Annotated in this window: 15 protein-coding genes and 1 pseudogene; 7 read left to right on the plus strand and 9 right to left on the minus strand. The window is 70.5% G+C overall.

Features of this window, described 5'->3' with window-relative positions; translation table 11 throughout:
• Positions 1 to 16 precede the first annotated feature (16 nt).
• The 7 genes from D0T12_RS28880 to D0T12_RS28910 form a co-directional block, all read right to left on the minus strand.
• The gene (locus tag D0T12_RS28880; protein ID WP_117403452.1) at positions 17 to 589 is read right to left on the minus strand and encodes a hypothetical protein; all 573 of its coding nucleotides are present in this window, start codon (positions 587 to 589) and stop codon (positions 17 to 19) included.
• Positions 586 to 1764 (minus strand): hypothetical protein, encoded by a 1179-nt coding sequence (locus D0T12_RS28885; protein ID WP_117403454.1) that lies wholly within the window; start codon positions 1762 to 1764, stop codon positions 586 to 588. The genes D0T12_RS28880 and D0T12_RS28885 overlap by 4 nt, the downstream gene beginning before the upstream one ends.
• Positions 1764 to 4328, minus strand: coding sequence for a hypothetical protein (locus tag D0T12_RS28890; RefSeq protein ID WP_117403456.1), 2565 nt, complete (start codon positions 4326 to 4328; stop codon positions 1764 to 1766). The genes D0T12_RS28885 and D0T12_RS28890 overlap by 1 nt, the downstream gene beginning before the upstream one ends.
• Positions 4325 to 5626 carry a hypothetical protein gene (locus D0T12_RS28895; RefSeq protein ID WP_158581665.1) on the minus strand — a complete coding sequence of 434 codons (1302 nt, stop codon included), beginning with the start codon at positions 5624 to 5626 and terminating at the stop codon, positions 4325 to 4327. The genes D0T12_RS28890 and D0T12_RS28895 overlap by 4 nt, the downstream gene beginning before the upstream one ends.
• A 2-nt stretch (positions 5627 to 5628) precedes the next feature.
• Positions 5629 to 6696 carry a hypothetical protein gene (locus tag D0T12_RS28900; RefSeq protein ID WP_117403460.1) on the minus strand — a complete coding sequence of 356 codons (1068 nt, stop codon included), beginning with the start codon at positions 6694 to 6696 and terminating at the stop codon, positions 5629 to 5631.
• An 807-nt stretch (positions 6697 to 7503) separates the two neighbouring features.
• Positions 7504 to 8814, minus strand: coding sequence for a vWA domain-containing protein (locus tag D0T12_RS28905; protein WP_117403461.1), 1311 nt, complete (start codon positions 8812 to 8814; stop codon positions 7504 to 7506).
• A gap of 395 nt (positions 8815 to 9209) precedes the next feature.
• Entirely contained in the window at positions 9210 to 9536 is a 327-nt protein-coding gene (locus D0T12_RS28910) for a hypothetical protein (protein WP_117403463.1), read from the minus strand.
• 348 nt (positions 9537 to 9884) lie between these two features.
• On the opposite strand from D0T12_RS28910, the gene D0T12_RS35595 reads away from it, so the two are divergent.
• Positions 9885 to 10844, plus strand: a complete 960-nt coding sequence (locus D0T12_RS35595; RefSeq protein ID WP_117403465.1) for a helix-turn-helix domain-containing protein — start codon at positions 9885 to 9887, stop codon at positions 10842 to 10844.
• Between the two features lie 83 nt (positions 10845 to 10927).
• Positions 10928 to 12262 carry a family 43 glycosylhydrolase gene (locus D0T12_RS35600; RefSeq protein WP_158581666.1) on the plus strand — a complete coding sequence of 445 codons (1335 nt, stop codon included), beginning with the start codon at positions 10928 to 10930 and terminating at the stop codon, positions 12260 to 12262.
• A gap of 110 nt (positions 12263 to 12372) precedes the next feature.
• Here the strand turns inward: D0T12_RS35600 and D0T12_RS28925 are convergent, their stop codons facing one another.
• Positions 12373 to 12972: a helix-turn-helix domain-containing protein gene (locus D0T12_RS28925; protein WP_117403467.1), complete on the minus strand. Its 600-nt coding sequence runs from the start codon at positions 12970 to 12972 to the stop codon at positions 12373 to 12375.
• Between the two features lie 92 nt (positions 12973 to 13064).
• Here D0T12_RS28925 and D0T12_RS28930 point away from each other — a divergent pair, with 92 nt between their 5' ends.
• The 4 genes from D0T12_RS28930 (at position 13065) to D0T12_RS28945 (ending at position 16698) form a co-directional block, all read left to right on the plus strand.
• Complete coding sequence (locus D0T12_RS28930) at positions 13065 to 14015, plus strand: NAD(P)/FAD-dependent oxidoreductase (RefSeq protein ID WP_117403525.1); 951 nt, start codon at positions 13065 to 13067, stop codon at positions 14013 to 14015.
• A complete protein-coding gene (locus tag D0T12_RS28935) occupies positions 14012 to 15211 on the plus strand; it encodes a Cmx/CmrA family chloramphenicol efflux MFS transporter (RefSeq protein ID WP_117403469.1) in 1200 nt (399 codons plus the stop codon). The genes D0T12_RS28930 and D0T12_RS28935 overlap by 4 nt, the downstream gene beginning before the upstream one ends.
• Positions 15212 to 15310: 99 nt before the next feature.
• Positions 15311 to 15940: an RNA polymerase sigma factor gene (locus tag D0T12_RS28940; protein WP_117403471.1), complete on the plus strand. Its 630-nt coding sequence runs from the start codon at positions 15311 to 15313 to the stop codon at positions 15938 to 15940.
• Entirely contained in the window at positions 15937 to 16698 is a 762-nt protein-coding gene (locus D0T12_RS28945) for a hypothetical protein (RefSeq protein ID WP_117403473.1), read from the plus strand. Before D0T12_RS28940 ends, D0T12_RS28945 begins: the two co-directional genes overlap by 4 nt.
• Before the next feature lie 160 nt (positions 16699 to 16858).
• Here D0T12_RS28945 and D0T12_RS28950 read toward each other — a convergent pair whose 3' ends face one another.
• Positions 16859 to 17242 carry a peptidase inhibitor family I36 protein gene (locus D0T12_RS28950; RefSeq protein ID WP_199487760.1) on the minus strand — a complete coding sequence of 128 codons (384 nt, stop codon included), beginning with the start codon at positions 17240 to 17242 and terminating at the stop codon, positions 16859 to 16861.
• Between the two features lie 132 nt (positions 17243 to 17374).
• Between D0T12_RS28950 and D0T12_RS28955 the strand changes: the two are divergent.
• Positions 17375 to 17460 (plus strand): annotated as a pseudogene (locus D0T12_RS28955) (IS5/IS1182 family transposase); the annotation flags it as partial.

The following is a 17460-nucleotide window of genomic DNA, read 5'->3' on the forward strand; positions in this document are numbered from 1 at the left end:
TCACATCCCGTGTCGATCAGTTCTGGTAGAAGAAGACGATGAGCTGGACCGCGCTGTTGCCCGCGCCGCCCGTCCAGGCCGCCCGGTAGATCGCCGCGCGGAAGCGTGGATCGCCGGACTTGATGGCCTTGGCGGCGTTCCGGCCGAGGATGACCCCGCTGTCGGTGTCGTCCCTGGCGCCGTAGACGAGGTAGAAGCCGACCTGCGCGTCCTCGCCGAGCTGTGCCTCGCATCGGGCGCGGCCGTCCGCGTCCCGCATCTCGGGTCCGTGCAGCCAGGACCGGCGCCTGCCGTCCACCGCCCGGTCGACCTTGGCGAGCAGGTCGGCGGTGGCGGCGCGGTCGCCGCCGAGCAGCCCGTCCGCCTGGACCGGGATCATGAACTCGCAGAAGTCCTGGCCGAGGACGCGCGGCCCCTGCGGTGTGGGCCGGTCGGCGCCCCGGGGGTCCGGCGGGATCTCGGCGGGACGCTGCACGGCCATCGCGACCAGGAACAGCACGAGCATCAGGTCGGCGAACAGCCAGCCCGCGAGATGGGCCGCGCTGAACCGGGAGGCCCGCCGCGACCGCCGGGACGCGCGCCCGCTCACCGTGGCCCGTCCTCGTCCGCGTGGCGCTCGCTCGCGTCCCGCGCGTACGCGACGAACGCGCGGGACTCGGCGACGAGGTCCTCCAGCCGGTCGAGCGCCACGCCGAGCCGGTCGGTGCTCGTGACGAGCCGGTTCACCGAGCCGCTGATCAGCTCGTGGCCGGAGTCCTGGTAGTGCCGGACGGTGTCGGCGTGGTCGGTGGCGGCGAGCGCCGCCCGTTCGACCTGCGTGACCAGGGCGGCGAGTTCGGTGCGCAGTTCGCGTTGCCCGGCGGCGATGTCGTCCTGCAACGCCCGGAACGCCTCCAGCGTCTCGGCGGGCGCCCGCATCGCCTCAAGCGCCCGTTCCAGGGCCGCGGACTTGTCGATCCAGGCCTGGACGGCCTCCTCGATCCGTTTGCCGGTGCTGGTCTCCAGCGCCGCGCGGATCTCCTCGGCGGTGCTCGCCAGCCGGTCGACGAGCCCGCCGACGCTGGTCTCCAACCGGCGGACCAGCCCGCGGACGTCCCGGTAGGACATCTGGTCGTCCGGCGTCCCGGCGAGCAGATGCGTCGCCAGCGCCAGGTCCTGGGTGATCCGCACGCGCTCGTCCTCGAAGCGGGGACGGTCGAGCCGGTTCTCGCACGCGTTCACCGCGATCGCGAACACGATCACGACCGTGACGGTGACGACGACCCACCAGGCCGTGGTCGACAGCGGGTCGAAGTCCTGGACGCCCTGCCTGATGTGGTCGCGCCGGAACGAACCTGCCTGCCAGCCGAGCAGGAACGAGGACTCGCTGCCCGCCTTGCCGTAGGCGCTGAGCGCCTCGTGAAGCTTCAGCCACGTGATCAGGATCGGCACGAAGACGAGCACGTCCCGCAGCAGCCGCGCCCAGAACAGCACCAGTTCCAGGGCGCGGGACGGCGCGGGTTCGGGCAGCAGCGCGTCGGCCGGGTAGGCGGTGACGAGGTCGACGCCCGCCAGGGCGCGGCCACTGGCGGGGTCGAGATCACGGGCCAGCCGTCGCAGCAGCACGGGGCCGGTCGCGTCCGCGTCGCGGGCCTGCCTGTCCGCCTTCGCGGCGTACCCGTCCAGCCGTTGGCTGACGAGGCGCAGCCGCTCGTCGGCGGTCAGGGGGTCCGCGGCGGACCGGCGGTCGGTGCCGCTCGCGGCGGGGGCCGAAGGTGGGGCCATCAGTCGTTCTGTCCTGTCGGTGTCCGGCGCGGTTCGCTCGGGAGTACCGTGGGCGGCTTCGTGACGGTCACGGTCACGGTCGGGGTCACCCGGCGGGGCGGGTCATCGTCCGAGTCGCCTCGCACGAGCAGAATGGAAATGATCAGCGCCAGCACGAGCGCGAGGACTCCACCGCTGATGAGCGCGTTGCGGTTGAGCCCCAACCCGGCGGCGAGCTCCTTGGAGCCGTCTTCGCCGGTCTGGTGTCGGTGGTCTTCGCCGGAACGGCCGTCCGCCGCGTCGTTGCCGCCGAAGGACGGGGGCCGCTTCGGTCCGCCCTGCGGGATCGGGTCCTGAGGGGACGGCGCGGGCGCCGGCTCCGGAACCGGTTCGACCTGCGGGGGACGGAAATGCGGGCCGCGCGTGATCCGGCGGACCAGGTCCTCCGGCAGCCCCAGTCCGACGGCGTGCCGCTGCGTCTCGCCGACCAGGACGGGCAGCACCGCGTCCGCACCGGCCGCAGCGAGGACGGCCAGCCCGAACAGCGGCGGCCCGCCCAGCGCGAGGAGTTCCTGGACGTCGGCGACGCTCAGGCCCGCGCCGTCCTGCGTCGCCCGGTCCCCCACGAGGTAGGCGCTGCCGATGAAGTTCCCGTAGGCGGCGAGGCGACGGTCGGGTGCCGCCTGCCACGCCGACTCGACCAGGTCGATCAGGAAGCCGTTCTCCAGCAGCGCCCTGCGGTTCGCGCGACGCGCGTCGGCGTCGTGGTCGCGGGCTTGCAGCAGGGCGCACACGGACACGAGCAGGCCCGGCTGCCCCGGCCGGGCCGCCAACCCGAGGATGAGGTCGGCGCTGCTGAACCGGCGCAGCAGCTCTTCCAGAACCACCGGTGGCGCGTTCCGGTTGTAGGCGTGCGCCGCCACCTGGAACACGAGGTCGCGGCGTTCGACCACGGCGCCGACCGCCGTCCACGGCCGGTACTCCGTCAGCGCGGCGTCCATCGGCAACGCGCCCAGCACGGCCTTCATGTCGACGATCGGGGCGCCGTAGGCCAGGTGCAGGACGATCCGGTAGAGGTGGGTCTCCTCCTCGGCGGTCGCGTCGCCGGCCGCCACCAGCCGGTGGATCGTCTCGTGGAACGTCCCGGTCTCCCGCAGCAGCGCGCGGACCCTCTCGTTCCCCGCCCGATCCGTCGAGCGGCGCCACCGGTCGTAGGCGGCGCGCATGAAGTGCAGGGCCGCGTCGGTCTGGCCCTCGGCCGCCATCGACGCGGCCCAGCGCAGCAGGTCGTCCACGGGAATGCCGTGCAGCGCCTTCCCGACGGTCGGGTCGGCCGTCACCTCGACGCCGAACCAGAGCGCGAAGTACACCGCCTCGTACTGGTGCCACGGGGTGACCGTCGTGAGCCCGCCGAACCAGTTCGCGAGGACGCGGGACGCCTCGACGACCGTGATGTCCATCCGCCGCGCCGCGTCCGCCAACTGCTCGGCCACGTCCCGCGACTCCCGGGCCTCGGCCAGGTACCGCTCCGCAGCGAGGACGCGCAGCGTCCGGGCGGCGTTGCCGAGCCCGCGCGGCGGGCCCGCGGCCCAGCGGCGCAGCCGGTCGGCGAACTCCGCCGCGCCGACGTGCCGCAGCTCGGCGCGCATCCGGTCCTGCCCGGACGGCCCGTCGAGGTGGCGGCGCGCGTCGTCGTCGAGCGTCCCGGCGATCGCGCGGTCGATGAGATCCAGGACCTTCGTCGCCCGTTGGTGCTCGCTCTCCACCCAGTCCAGAAGCGCGGCCGGGGTGGGCAACGGCGCCGGCGGCGGGGCCGCGTCCGGCAGAGCGGCGAGCAGCATCGCGCCCCGGTCGAGCCGGGCGTCGCCGGTCGGCGCCGTGGTCAGTCGGACGCGGTCACGGCGCGCGTCGTCCAGCTTCGACACCAGCAGGCGGGGCCGCAGCTCGGGACGGGTGACGGTCGCGCCGAGCATCATCGTCCACGGCTCGTCGCCGGCCACCCCGCCCAACCGGCGGACGAGCCCGGCGACCAGGTCGAGATCGCCCGGCGCGATGTCCGCGAGGTAGCGGTCCGTGGGCGCCGCGAGCACGCCGGCGAGCAGCCCCGCCAGCGGCTCGTGCCGCACCGGGAACGCGTCCAGGGCCGTGCGGGCGAACTCCCGAAGCTCCGCCGCGTCCCAGGGCGACAGGGAATCGGGCAGGCCGGGCATGTCGTCGGAGGTCACCCAGCCGGGCCAGGCGTGCAGGCCGAGCGCGAGCCGCGCGTCGACGGTCGCGGCGGGCCCGATCAACGCGTGCACGAGCTGGGAGACCCGGCCGTTGGCGTCCCGGGCCGGCAGCAGCCGCAACGCGACACCATGCTGCCCGAGCCGCAGCGCCCCCAGCGCGACGCACTCGGGGGCGCCGTGGTGCCACTGCCCGACGGCCGCGTCGCCCCCCACCAGACGGTCGGTCCACAGCCGCAGGGCGTCCCTGTCCAGCGAGGTCGCGACGGGACCGAGGCCGTTGCCGCCGACGAGCAGCCGTTCCGACCAGGCGAAAACGATGTGGTCGACGCGGTCGGGCGAAGGCGCGGAACCGCTCATGCGTCCTCCGGTACCGTGCCGAGGCTCTCGCGGGGCAGCACGCCCTTCATCGCCAGCAGGGACAGCAGCGGGCGGAGCACCCGCTGGCGGCGGAACGACTTCTCCGGGTACTCGCCGTCCTGCGCCTCGACGCCCGTCGCCGACGCGAAGTGCAGCGTGGAGTCCGCGCACTTCTGGACGGGGACGAGCCACGACTCCACCCCGCGGGACTTGAGGAAGGCGTAGGCGTCCTCGGACTCCTGCTCCACCGTGTGGAGGTCGAGGTCGTCCTTGCGGCCGAGCCACTCGTCGACCTCTTTGAAGACGCGCAGCGTGTCCGACTTCGCGACGACCATCGCCGCGGGGATCGGCAGGAACTCCCGGCCGCGCCCCGGATGGACGTGCGCGAGGTGGGACAGCACCGCGGTGAACCCGGGGTCGCCGGTCCGGCGGCCGTGCCGCGTGTCGAGGCTCGCGCCGTCCGCCACGAACATCAACGCGTCCGCGATGGACATGAACGGCGTGGACGCGGCGATGCCGCCCCGGGTGAAGATCTCCCCGGGCACGTCGAAGATCAGCAGCGCGTACTGCTCGCCGGTGTGCCCGCTGGTGATCCGGTACGCGCAGGCGAACTCGGGGTTCCCGGTGAGCCGGGTGGCGGGCAGCAGCTTGCGCTCGTTCAGCAGGCCGAGCTGGTTCTGGTCGAACAGCTCCTGCTGGAGGCGCGGGTCCAAGGGGAGCACGTCCAGCCGGTGGGAGATCTTCAACGCGGACTGGCCGAGCTCCTCCATCATCGCCCACAGCAGGCTGGACTTGCCCGACCCCGCCTGCCCGACCATGCCGACGATCAGCGTGGTCATGCCGCCGAGCGCGGCGGGGATGAAATGGTCCTCGTCGGTCATCTCGCAGACCCGCCAGGCGTGCATGGTCCGGTTGCGCCAGCGGACCTCGTTCTCGCCGTCCGCCCGCACCAGCGCGACCTCGCCGTCCACCGTGTCGCGGCTGACGAGCGGGGCGCTGTCCCAGTCGAACTCGCTGAGGCAGTACGGGCACACCATCCTGCGTCCCGGCGGATCGTCCGGCGGGCCCGGAGTGCGGGGCCTGCGCGAGGACGTCTCCGACTCCTGCCCGAACGACGGCGGGGAAGGCGGCTGCGCGGCGGCCTGCGGCGTGGAACCCGGTTGCGCGGCGCCCGGCTGCGCGGCGCCCGGCGGCGTGTAGTCGATCCGGGGCTCGGGCGGCGTCGACGGCGGCATCGGATACGGCGGCCCGTCCCGCCGGGGCGGCATCTTCGGACGCGGGGCTTCGAGATCGCTCACGTTTACCTCACCACCAGGACGAACAGCAGAACGGCGACCAGGGCGAACAAACCGAACACCAGCCACGAACGGGAGCCGCCTTCACGCGGCGACGGCTCCGGCCGCGCCGCCGCCCGCACTTCCGACCACGCCTCCGACCGGGGCCGTTCCGCGACACCGGACCGCCTTTGCCGCGGCGCGACCCGGTTGAACTCCCGCTGCTGGCGACGCAGCTCCCGGAACTCCCTGCGATGGGCGTCGGGCTCGACGCGCCGCTCGTCCGTCCTGGCGCCCTCCTGAGCGGGGCGCTCCTGGGCGGGACGCTCCTGGGCGGGACGCTGCTGGGCGGGACGGCTCCGCCGCAACCGCTCCACCATCTCCCGCGGCGCGGGGGGAATCTCGGCGAGCAGGGCCGGTTCGAGGGACTCGGCGAGACGGGGAGCGGCGTCCGCAAGCCTCCCCAGCGCCGCCGTGGGACGGCCGTCGGTGCTTCCGGCGGCGAGGCGGCACAGCAGCAGCGCCGCCGCCCGCACGTCGGGGACGTCGCTGACCGGCAGCCCGGTGGGCGACCCCAGCGCGGACTCGGTCAACCCCGGAATCGGACCGAGGGCCTCCACATGTCCGAACTCCTGCAACTGGATCTGGAGGCCGTCCCAGAACACGCTGTCGGCCGACACGGCGCGATGCGCGAACCCGAGGTCCGCGAGCGCCGCCAGCGCGCCGAACAGGTCGCGTGCCGCCCTGTCGAGCTGGGCCGCGTCGAGCCGCAGCTTCGGATCGCACCGGAAGATCGGTACGCCGCGCCTGGTGACCATGAGGCAGACCGGGTCCTGCGCCGTCCGGAAGCCCAGCAACCGGCCGAACGCGGTGTGCCGCCCGCTGATGCGGTTGTAGGCGTCGGCCTCGCGGCGCAGCACCTTCGTTCCGGCGCGCGACACGGCGGTCTTGACCAGGGCGTCGCGGTCGCCGGTCCGGCCGTAGCGGTGCACGGCGAGCTCGTTCTCGTGCTGGAGGTCGTCCTGGGGGGTGAAGCCGAGCTCGACCCGTCCCGAATGCCCGAAGGGCTTCTGCAGGACGAACGTTTCTTCCACCGGCGCCCCCGCACGTCCGATATTGAACTGGATTCCGTGCCCATATTTACGGCATTAGGGGTAAGAAGCTCAAGTTAGCGAGAAGGATTGTTATACAGTGGGCTGGTCTGGACCAGTCCATACCACGCCTGGCAATCCGCCCTCCTTTACTCCATCGGACCACCTCGCTTCGCGCCCACACTCCAACATCCGCAAATTGACCGGATATGGACATTCCCGGCACTGCTCACAACGGCACCGCAGACGAACAGGCCACTCGCGTACCATCGTGAATGGCCTTTTCCCTCCGTCGGGCCGGGCCGCCGGAGGTCACGGATCCGGCGCGTGCGCGACGCCCTGACCGTCCACGAGCGAACTTCCTGCTGACCAGCACAAATGGTCAGCGGGGGGCGGAACGCGATCATGTCCGGCCTGTTCAAGACCGGCGCGGACACCAACGTCCTGCGGCCCGATCGCTGTCATCGGGCGCCCGTCCCACTGACCGCGGCGGCTCATCGTCCAGACCGCGCGGCTTGCCGTGGCCACGGGCCGACCGCGGCTCATGAGGCACGGCCCGCCTCCCGGCAGCCGGGACGCGGACCCGGGGCGCACGGTCGGCGAAGTCCCCTGCCCCGGCGACCAGCGATGGACCGCGCGCCGCGTCCGGCCGCCCTGGTTCGGGAGTACCCGCGGATGGACATCGTCCCGGACGGCCTCCACATCCGCCGCCTGGGCACCCCGCCATTCCAAGACGAGGTCGCCATTCCCCTACAGGCCACTCGTGACAATCTGTAGAGGAATGGCGACCACAAAAACAAAAGGCGGCGATTATTGCTGGTCGTCGTCCTTCTTGCGCCGGTAGGAGGGACGCGACTGGTAGCCGGACTGGCCGGAGTTGCCCGCCTTCATGGCGCTGTCCTGGGAGGAGTACTTCGCGGCCCGGCTGATCTCACCGCGCTGGATTTCTCGTTGCAGGTAGTCGAGGGCCTCGGCCTCCTCGGCCAGGTCGTCGGCGAGTTCCGCCGGGGCCTGCGCGCGGGCGGCGTCATTGAGCGCCTGGGCATCGCCGATCTCGCGGAGCGCGGCCTGGGTGTCCCCCTGCGACAGAAAGGCCGACGCCCGCCTTTTGGCCTGCTGGGTCCGCAGGTAGGCGACCTCGGTGCGCACCACCGGATCGGGAATCCGGCCCGCCGCCTCATCTCCCGGCACCACGTTCACGTGCACGGGAACGGTCACGGTGTGCTCCTTCAGCGTGGGAATTTCCACCCAGGTGAACTCCAGCGTCGCCACCTCGGCCAGTCCGAGCGCGCTGATCGCCGGAATCTCCAGGACCACCAGTAGTTTGCGTCTTTCCTCGGCGTAGAAACCGCCGAGTTCGGCCCGCACACCGTTCGGCCCGGCCGAGGACGGCAGCTCGTTCAGCAGCCGGACCGCCCTGACCCGCGCGGACGGTCGGATCAACACCGAGGCGGCCTGGGCGACCAGATCCAGCAGGTTGTCGACCTCCCCGACGATCAGTTGGGCGGCGGTGTCGGGCTCCTCCGCGAACAGTTCGTTCCCCAGGCCCTCCCGGGCGAGCGCCGACATGATCGCCTCGTCGTAGCCCAGGCCGTAGCCGAGCGCCGACGTGGTGACGTTCTGCTCGCGCGCACCGGCCGCGATCGCGCCGAGCGCTCCCGCCTCGGTGATCCCGACATTGGCGTGCCCGTCGCTGACGACCAGCACCGTCGCCCCCGTCGGCCCGGCCACCGACCGGGCCTCCTGGAGCCCGCGCAGGTAGCCCGCCGACAGGTCGGTGGAACCGCGGCAGGTCACCCCCTCGATCGCCCGCTCGACCGCCGCCTTGTCCCGCAGCGGACCGGCGGGCACGACCACTTCGACCTCGTGGTCGAACGTCACGACACCGAAGTTGTCGCTCGGATCCAGCCGGTCCACGACCGTGCTCAGCGCGGTCTTCGCCCCCGCCAGCCGTCCACCCCCCATGGAACCGCTCCGATCGAGCACGACGACGAACGTCCCGGCGGGTCTTTCGGTCCGTTCACCGGACGGTTCCGGGGCCTCGATCTCCATCAGAAGCGAAAGTTCGTCTTCGGTCTCGTGCGCCACGATCTCCACGTCGAGATAGGCGTTCACGCGCATGCGTTCCTCCTCCGGTCACCGATATCGTCGTGGCGGTCACGGCGATCCCACAAGTCATTCCACGAAGACGCACCTGCCGGTCTGCGCATGGCGTCCAGACAGGTCGCGAAATCGCCGGGTCGACATGCCGAGTCACCGAAGCGGCCGTCCGAACAACGTCGCGTTGGCCGAAGACCGCAGAAGTAGACCTCATGGGCGTTGGTCGGCCATTGGCCGGTGGCTAAGAAAGACTTCCCTGACCGCACATGCGGTCGGGGTAGCAAACCCCCGGACGTGTTATTACGGTCAGCGGTAAATGCCGAAGCTCGTCAAGTCACCGGCGCCGTTATGGTTTCGCCGAACTGCCAGTAGCCGGGACCCTTCGCGCCATAGCGTGCGCTGCCGCCGCACCTGGTTCAGACGCCGCACTCGCCCGAATGGATGCCCACGATGACACGAAAGCGGTCGTTGTCCTTGAAGCCATAGAGGTCGTTGTCCTTGAAGCAGAGACCGTCCATGTCAGAGCTTCCGAGAACGCTGCGCTCGCCGCTGGCCCGTCCCTCCGGGGATTGCACGTCGGACAGGGCCTGGCCGCCCCTGAGAACCGTGACCATGCCCTGGGTGGCAGCAGGCTCGGACCTGTCGGTCGCCGGGGCTCGGGCGTCGACCGTGGTCCCCATGGCCAGCAGACCGGCGGTGACGGTGGCCAGCAGGGCGCCGACCGCTTTCGCGGTGGTGTGCATGACGTTCCCCCCTCCCTCTCGCTGGTTCGAAGACGGGCCCGTCCACCGCTGCGCCTGTCACCGCGCGACGGCGGCGGCCGTGCCCTGGAAAGAGGACAACCCGGTGGCCGGGGTGTCCAATAGGGGGGCCGGACAGGCTCGGCCGCCCTCGTCCGGGTCGCGGCCGGAAGCGGACGGCGAGACCCGACCACAATCGGACACGCACAGTCACTGTTCAGACACTCTCGGACAAGATCTGAGGGATAATTGACGTGAGGCACGGCAAGAATCCAGGCGCAGAGGTCCGGCGTGACAATCAGTGATGATTCAGAAGCTTCCCGGACCGTACGTCGGTCCGAGCTGGACTCGGTGACGGGCGGAGAGGAACTCGCGAGACTGCTGGCCGAGCAGTACGCGCGGGCCGATGTGTCGCTACGCGAACTGGAGCTGAGGTCGAACAAGGCGGGCGGGACACGGCTGCCGCGGGCGACCTGCTCGGACATGCTGGCCGGACGCAGGTTCCCCAAGAAGGCGGTGATGTTGGCGTTCCTACGGGCGTGTCAGGTGCCCGAGTCGCAGCTCCCCGACTGGGAGCGGGCATGGGAACGGGTGAAGATCTCCCAGATCTCAGCCGTACAGGCCACGGTGGCGCAACTTCCCGAAGCGGCACGGGACGGACGCGAGGTCTCCCTCAGCAAGTCCGAGGACCGCGTCGCGACCGTGGACCAGAACATCCAGCCGTCCACGGGCGAACCCGGCCGCGGCTGGAGGCGTGCTCGGCGCCGCGTCGGATGGGCGGTCGGGCTGGCCGCCGTCCCCGTTCTGGGCACCGCCCTGGGCCTCTCGGCGCTCATCGATCCGGGGCCGTCCCCTCCCCGCTACCTGACCGACGACGGTCGCGCGTTCGGAAGCGGCGGGTCGAGCCAGTTCACCGTCACCGTCAATCCCGCTCATTCCGAGCTGCGACTGACTCGCCGCCTCGACGCCATCATCGCGAGACAGACCGCGACCATCAGCGTGGACGGGGTTTTGGCCGCGGTCTGGCAACCCCTGCAAGGGGAATCGCGGATGTGGAGAGACCAGAGCGTCGTCCTTCCCTCCGCGCTGACAGTGGGACGCCGACGGCTCACCATCACCAACACGTTCGTGGCCTCGGAGCTGGACTTCAACGAGTTCGCCTACTTCGTCGACCAGAAGGTCGACGGCACCTGGTCCCGAGCCGACACGGTCGACGTCGGCCCGGCCCATCCGGAGAGCGAAGCCGCACACCACTACCGCATCATCCACCAGAACTGGGCCGGTACCCGCCATACCTCCTACCCGGAATGAAGCTCGCCCCCGCCACGGCGCGTCCCGTATGCCGGAGCCATCCTCGGATATCGTCCGTCCTCGCACTCACCAGGAGGGGCCTGATGCGATCGCCTGCTCTTACCCTGCTCCTTGTCGTCACCATGTTGATGACGACCACGGTGCACGTGGGCTCAGCTCTGGCAGTGGTCACGGTGCATCCCAAGGTCGCCATCGCCGCCGACTTCCCCGACCCGGACCTACTCCAAGTCGGGTCCACCGTCTACGCGTACTCCACCAGCAGCGCGGGGCGCACGGTCCCTGTCGCCAGTGCGCCGTCCCCCACCGGACCATGGACCATACGTGGGGACGCCCTGCCCACGAAACCGTCGTGGGTGAAGGAAGGCGGTTTCTGGGCGCCGGACGTCTCCCGGCGCGCGGACGGTCAGTACCTCATGTACTTCACCGCTCCGCGAGCCGGCACCACGCCCACGCGCATGTGCATCGGCGCCGCTCTCTCGACCGACCCCCTCGGCCCGTTCCGGCCCATCGGCGACGCCCCCCTTGTCTGCGACCTGAACGAAGGCGGCGACATCGACCCGGGGAGCTTCGTCGACACCGACGGAAAGCGATACCTGGTCTACAAGAACGACGGAAACGCGCTCGGCAACAACACTCCCTCGATCATCTGGCTCCAGGAGGTACGCCCCGACGGGATCACCTTCATCGGCCCTCGAAGGGAACTGATCCGCAACGATCACCCCGCTGAGCGAGGGGTGATCGAAGCACCCGTACTGATCAGGCGCCCGACCCAGTACGTCCTCCTCTACGCGGGCGTCCCATACTGCGGCAACGACTACTTCACCGGCTACGCCGTGTCCTCTTCGCTCACAAGGCCCTTCACCAAGGCCCACCGTCCGCTGATGACCTCCGAAACCCTCGACGGCGCGGTGCGAGGCCCCGGCGGCGCCGACGTCATCGGCGACCAGCTCTTCTTTCACGGCTGGGTGGGAACCTGCCCCGGGCAGGGCTCACGCTGGGCGTACACGGCCGACCTGGGCTGGGCGAACGACTATCCCGTCGTGCGAGGAAGCCGGGTTCGCTACGAGGCCGAGCGCGGAGCCGTGAACCACGCCGTGGTCCGCACCGGCGCCGTCGGCGCGTCACAGGGCGCCGTCGTGGCCAAACTGGACTACCAGGACAGCTGGGTCGACATTCAAGTATTCGCCCCGACCTCCGGGGAGTACACCGCGCACGTGGCATATGCCGCCGGCTATGGCGACGCCCAGCACACCGTCACAGTGAACGGCACGTCCCGGTTCGTCCTGGATTACCCCGCCCACGGTTGGGACAACTGGAAACAGGTCAGGGCCTCCGTCAACCTGACCCGAGGATGGAACACCATCCGTTTCCAACACCACAACCGCTGGGCCGAACTCGACCACGTCGAAATCGCCTGACCAACCCGCCCCCTCCAAGCGTGCGGCCAACGGGACTCTGAGACACGGCCCAGCCGGCAGGGGTGGTCGCGAAGTTGTTCGCCCCGGTGTTGCCCATGTCCGGGCCGTGGTCAGGGTGTTGAGGCTTGGTGTGGGCGGGGACGGGCGCGGACGTGCATGCGTTCGCCCTGGCGGCCGAAGAGGCTGAGCACCTCGACAGGGCCCTCGCCCGTCGTCCCGAACCAGTGCGGGAGCCGGGTGTCGAACTCGGCGACCTCGCCGGGGCTCAACTGGAGGTCGTGGTCGGCCAGGATGAGGCGTAGCCGTCCGGACAGGACGTAGAGCCACTCGTAGCCCTCGTGTGTGCAGGGGTCGGGTTCGCTGCGGGTGGCCGGGAGGACCATCTTGAAGGCCTGGAGCGGGCCGGTCTGGCGGGTCAGGGGCAGCACGGTGTTGCCGTTCACGCGCTTGGGCTTCAGCCGGACGCGGGGGTCGCCGACCTCGGGCGCGCCCACCAGTTCGTCGATCGGGATCTGGTAGGCCTGCGAGATGGGAAGCAGCAGTTCCAGGCTGGGACGGCGCTGACCGGTTTCCAGCCGCGACAGGGTGCTCGTGGAGATGCCGGTGGCCTCGGCGAGCGAGGACAGCGTGACGTTGCGTTCGGTGCGCAGCCGCTTGAGGCGCGGCCCGACCTCGGCGAGGGCCTCGGTGACCGTGGACGAGTGTCGCATACCCCCATTTCACCTCCGGAGTCCCAGAAATGGCAACAAGAGTTGCCATTGGTCGGGGTCGACGTTCATCGTCTGCCGCGGAGGTGATCGCGATGGACGATCGGACGGGGAGCGGCGGCTACGACGTCGTGGTGGTCGGGGCGGGGGCCGCGGGGTTGAACGCGGCGCTGGTGCTGGCGCGGGCGCGGCGGCGGGTCGCGGTGGTGGACGCCGGTGAACCGCGCAACGCGCCGTCCGCCCACATGCAGGGTTTCCTGTCGCGGGACGGGATGGCGCCCGCGGCGCTGCTGGAGGTGGGCCGCGCCGAGGTCGCCGGGTACGGCGCGGCGCTGATCGAAGGGCGCGTGGAGCGGATCGAGCCCGGCTTCACCGTGCATTTGGTCGGCGGCGCGGCGCTGAGCGCGCGGCGGGTCGTGGTCGCGACCGGCCTGCGGGACGAGTTGCCCGACATCCCCGGCGTACGGGAGCGTTGGGGCGCCGACGTGCTGCACTGCCCGTACTGCCACGGGTACGAGGTCCGCGACCAGCCCTTGGCGGTGCTGGGTTTTTCGCCGCTCGCGGTGCACCAGGCGTTGCTGCTGCGGCAGTGGTCCGACGACGTGACGCTGGTGTCCCACACCTTGGAGTTGGGCGACGAGGACCACGAACGGCTCACCGCCCGGGGCGTGCGCATCGTGAACGGCGAGATCAAGCGCGTCGTGACCGACGGCGGCCGGGTGAGCGGGGTCGAACTGGTCGACGGGCGGACGGTACGGCGCACGGCGGTGTTCCTGTTCCCGCGCATGGTGCCGAACGACGGGCTGCTGACCGGCCTGGGCTGCGAGACCGACAACGGCTGGGTGGTCACCGACCGGACCGGGCTGACCAGTGTGCCGGGCGTGTGGGCGGTCGGAAACGTGGTCGACCCCCGCGCGATGGTGATCTCGTCCGCCGGGATGGGAGCCGCCGCGGCCTTCGCCATCAACACCGGCCTGGTCGACGAGGACGTCGAAAACGCCGTCAAACGCCACCGCGCCGAGTCCGCGAGGGGCATGGAGCGGTGAACGTCGAAACGGCACAGCCGACCACGTCGGTTTCTCGCGGGGCGCTGCCACCGGGTGTCTACCTGCTGGCGTTCAGCCTGTTCGCGATGGGCAGCGCGGAGTTCCTGCTGGCCGGTGTCCTTCCGGGCATCGCCGACGACTTCCAGATCAGCCTGTCCTCGGCCGGGGCGCTGATCTCCGCGTTCGCGATCGGTGTCGTGATCGGCGGGCCGCCTTTCGCCCTGTTGACGCTGCACTGGCCGCGCCGCACCACGCTGGTCACCACGCAGGCCGTGTTCGCCGCGTCCGTCGCGGTCGGCCTGCTGACCGACTCCTATGAGGTGTTGCTGGCCACCCGGTTCGTCTGCGGTCTCGCCTACGCGGGGTACTGGGCGGTCGCGGCGGTCACCGCGATCGGGCTGGTCACCGCCGACCGCACCGCACGCGCCTCCGGAGTCGTGGTCAGCGGGCTCAGCCTGGCGATGATCGCCGGTGGTCCGGCGGGCGCGCTGCTCAGCCACTTCACCGGTTGGCGCGGCGGATTCTGGGGCGTGGCCGCCCTGACCGCCGTGGGCGCGGTCCTGAGCCTGCTGGCGATTCCCGCGACCGGCGCGGACACCGAGCCCAGCGTCCGGCGCGAGCTACGCGTCCTGCGGCGGCCGCAACTGTGGGTCGTCTACGCCGTCACCATCCTCAGCACCGCCGCCTACATGATCACCTACAACTATCTCGCGGCGTTCCTGACCGACATCACCGGTATTCCCGCCGTGTGGGTTCCCGCGATCCTGGTGCTGTTCGGTGTCGGGGCCTTCGCCGGGCTGTCCGTCGGCGGCCGGATCGCCGACCGGTTGCCCACTCATGCGCTTCTGGTCGGGGCGCTCGGGATCCTGGTCGGCTCCGTCCTGCTCGCGGTTCTTGCGCGGCACGCGGTGGCCGTCGTCCCGCTCGTCCTGCTCCTTGGGGTCTTCGGATTCGTGTTGAACCCCGCCATCTACGCGCGAGTGTTCACCATCGCCTCGGCCGCGCCGACACTCGCCGGGGCCACCACCGTCTCGGCGTTCCAGCTCGGCATCAGCCTCGTCCCGGCGCTGGCCGGGGCGGCACTGAGCACCGGCGCGGACATCACCTCCGTCACCTGGATCGGCGCGGCCCTGGCGGCCGCCATCGTCCCGGCCGTCCTCCTCGACCGGACGATCTCGAACCGCCGAACGATGTGACCCGCGCCCGACGTTCACCCATGCGTGCGCGAGGAGCGGTGTAACGCGACGAGGCCCTCCCGTCAAGAAGGGGAAACGGCACATGGCGGGAGGCCTTGGATGGGAGATGAGAAGCCGGTCGTGGAAACAGATCCGGCGGACGTCACCGCGATCGGTCGCGATCCGGCGGCGCTGGAGGTGTTCTACCGGCGGCACGTCGCGGACGTGACCCGCTTCGTGGCTCGCCGGATCTCCGATCCGCACACGGTCGACGATCTGACCACCGAGGTGTTCCTGGCCGCGATCGATGCGGCCGAGCGTTATCAGGTCGGCAGGGGAACCCCGCGAGCGTGGCTGCTGGGCATCGCCCGGAACGTGGTGGCCGCCGAGTGGCGGCGCCATTCCGGTGAGCTCGACAAGGCACAGCGGGCGGGGGGTCATCGCCATCTGGACGGCGACGACATCGTCCGGCTCGAAGAGCAGATCGACGCCGAGCGAGCGGCGCGGGACCTGTACGGGACGCTTTCCGTGCTTCCCAGGCGGCTGCGCAGTGTCATCGAGCTCGTCGACCTGGACGGCCTGCCCCTGGCCGAGGCGGCCGCGGCGCTGGGCATCCGCGACGGCACCGCCCGGGTTCGGCTGCACCGCGCCCGGAGACGACTGAAGGCCGCCGTTCCCCCAGATTACGCGACACCCGCCCGGTCGACCGCCAATTCACCGTCCCCGTTGGCGAAGGGAGCCTCCTCATGAACAGCATCCCCACCGAAGAAACCCCGCTCGCGGGCTACCAGGAACGGCGGCTGGCCGAGCTGACCGCGGTGGTCGCCGCCAGGCAGGAACAGGGCGCGTCGGCGGTCCGGTCGCCGCGCAGGCTGGCGCACCCGCGGTCTGCGTGGGGCATCGCGGGCGCGCTGGGCGCGGCGACCGCCGTCACGGCCGGGCTGCTGACCTGGACGGGAAGCGCGCAGCCCGCCTACGCGGTGACGCGGGATCCGTCCGGCCTGGTCACCGTCAAGGTCACCCAGGAGATCCTGGACTCCCGCAACGCCGACGCGCTCTCGCGTGAACTGCGCTCCCTGGGCGTACCGGCGACCGTGTACTCCATCCCCGAGGGCAAGGTGTGCCCGCAGCCCCATGCCAAGCCGGTCGACCTGCCGCCGAACGTCTACGACATGCCGGACGGCCTCTACACCGTGCCGAGCCGACTCCCACGGCCGTCCGGCGGCTGGAAAATGACGATCAACCCGGGCAACTTCCGCCCCGGCCAGTTCATGATCTGGACGTTGACCACCTCCGGTATCTATGACGAGAGCAACCGCCGTACGGGAAACGGGACCTCGGTCGGCACCTACCTGGTCAGTGGACGAGCCATTCCCTGCGACTACCGTCCGGCGCAGCACCCGCAAGCACCGCATCCAGCGGTCACCAAAGTGATGGGGCAGAAGGACGGCCAGTCAGTCAGCGTCACCGACACCGGCGGCTTCATCACCTTTTCGACTTCACCTTGAGAATGACGCCTCAGTAGCTGCGGAAGCGCGCGTCGGGGGAAATGCGAAGGGGCAGCAGGCGATCTGCTGCCCCTTCTCCCACCGCATCGGAGGGACGGATACTCCAGGCATGGGATACCGCCGAGATGCCGCGCGGACCTCGGCTCCAGCCGTGCCTCGCCTAGACCTGGACGGCCCTCAAGGAGCTCGCCCGGTTGTGGGCGTAGTAGTGGGCCGGAATGTTACTCCTGTATTCTCCCTTCTGGCCCCACAGGCCCCAGCCGGTGTAGTTGTAGCCGTCATAAACACCGAAGTACCGAGTCGTCCGGTTCCAGTAGGAGCTCACTTTGTTGTCCATATTCTGGTCGGCCAGGTTAGGCGAACCCCACTTGAAGTAGGCCATCGTTCCGGTCCCGTCATGGCCGTCGAAGACGCAGTAGTAGCCCACCGGGCACCGGTTCCATCCGGTCGCGGCGAGAACGGGCGAAGTCACGATCGCACCCGACGCGCAGAACATCGCCGTGGCCGTGGCCAGAATCGCGATCCGGCTCTTGATATTCTTCACTGTTCCCCCTTGAATTCCTTGAATGCCGCGACCGAGTATGAAATGTCCACGGAAATCCGGCCAGGGCACTCACAGGGCACCTCCCGGGCTTAGACGTCATCTCATTTGGGTTGGCGCCGGTAGTCTGCGGCCGTGGAGATGGTCGAGCGGCTGGTGCCGGAGGAGTTGTGGGAGCTGTTCCAGCGGGTGGTGCCGCCCGCTCCGAGGAGGCCGCAGGG

Origin of the sequence: Actinomadura spongiicola, from assembly GCF_003432485.1 — a bacterium.
GTDB classification, from domain to species: domain Bacteria; phylum Actinomycetota; class Actinomycetes; order Streptosporangiales; family Streptosporangiaceae; genus Spirillospora; species Spirillospora spongiicola.

Bases quoted from the DNA above. Each gene is read 5' to 3' on its own strand.
- D0T12_RS28885 (WP_117403454.1), bottom strand. From the start codon at position 1,764: ATGGCCCCACCTTCGGCCCCCGCCGCGAGCGGCACCGACCGCCGGTCC.
- D0T12_RS28925 (WP_117403467.1), bottom strand. From the start codon at position 12,972: ATGCGACACTCGTCCACGGTCACCGAGGCCCTCGCCGAGGTCGGGCCG.
- D0T12_RS28940 (WP_117403471.1), top strand. From the start codon at position 15,311: ATGGGAGATGAGAAGCCGGTCGTGGAAACAGATCCGGCGGACGTCACC.
- D0T12_RS28910 (WP_117403463.1), bottom strand. From the start codon at position 9,536: ATGCACACCACCGCGAAAGCGGTCGGCGCCCTGCTGGCCACCGTCACC.
- D0T12_RS35600 (WP_158581666.1), top strand. From the start codon at position 10,928: ATGCGATCGCCTGCTCTTACCCTGCTCCTTGTCGTCACCATGTTGATG.
- D0T12_RS28890 (WP_117403456.1), bottom strand. From the start codon at position 4,328: ATGAGCGGTTCCGCGCCTTCGCCCGACCGCGTCGACCACATCGTTTTC.
- D0T12_RS28905 (WP_117403461.1), bottom strand. From the start codon at position 8,814: ATGCGCGTGAACGCCTATCTCGACGTGGAGATCGTGGCGCACGAGACC.
- D0T12_RS28945 (WP_117403473.1), top strand. From the start codon at position 15,937: ATGAACAGCATCCCCACCGAAGAAACCCCGCTCGCGGGCTACCAGGAA.
- D0T12_RS28930 (WP_117403525.1), top strand. From the start codon at position 13,065: ATGGACGATCGGACGGGGAGCGGCGGCTACGACGTCGTGGTGGTCGGG.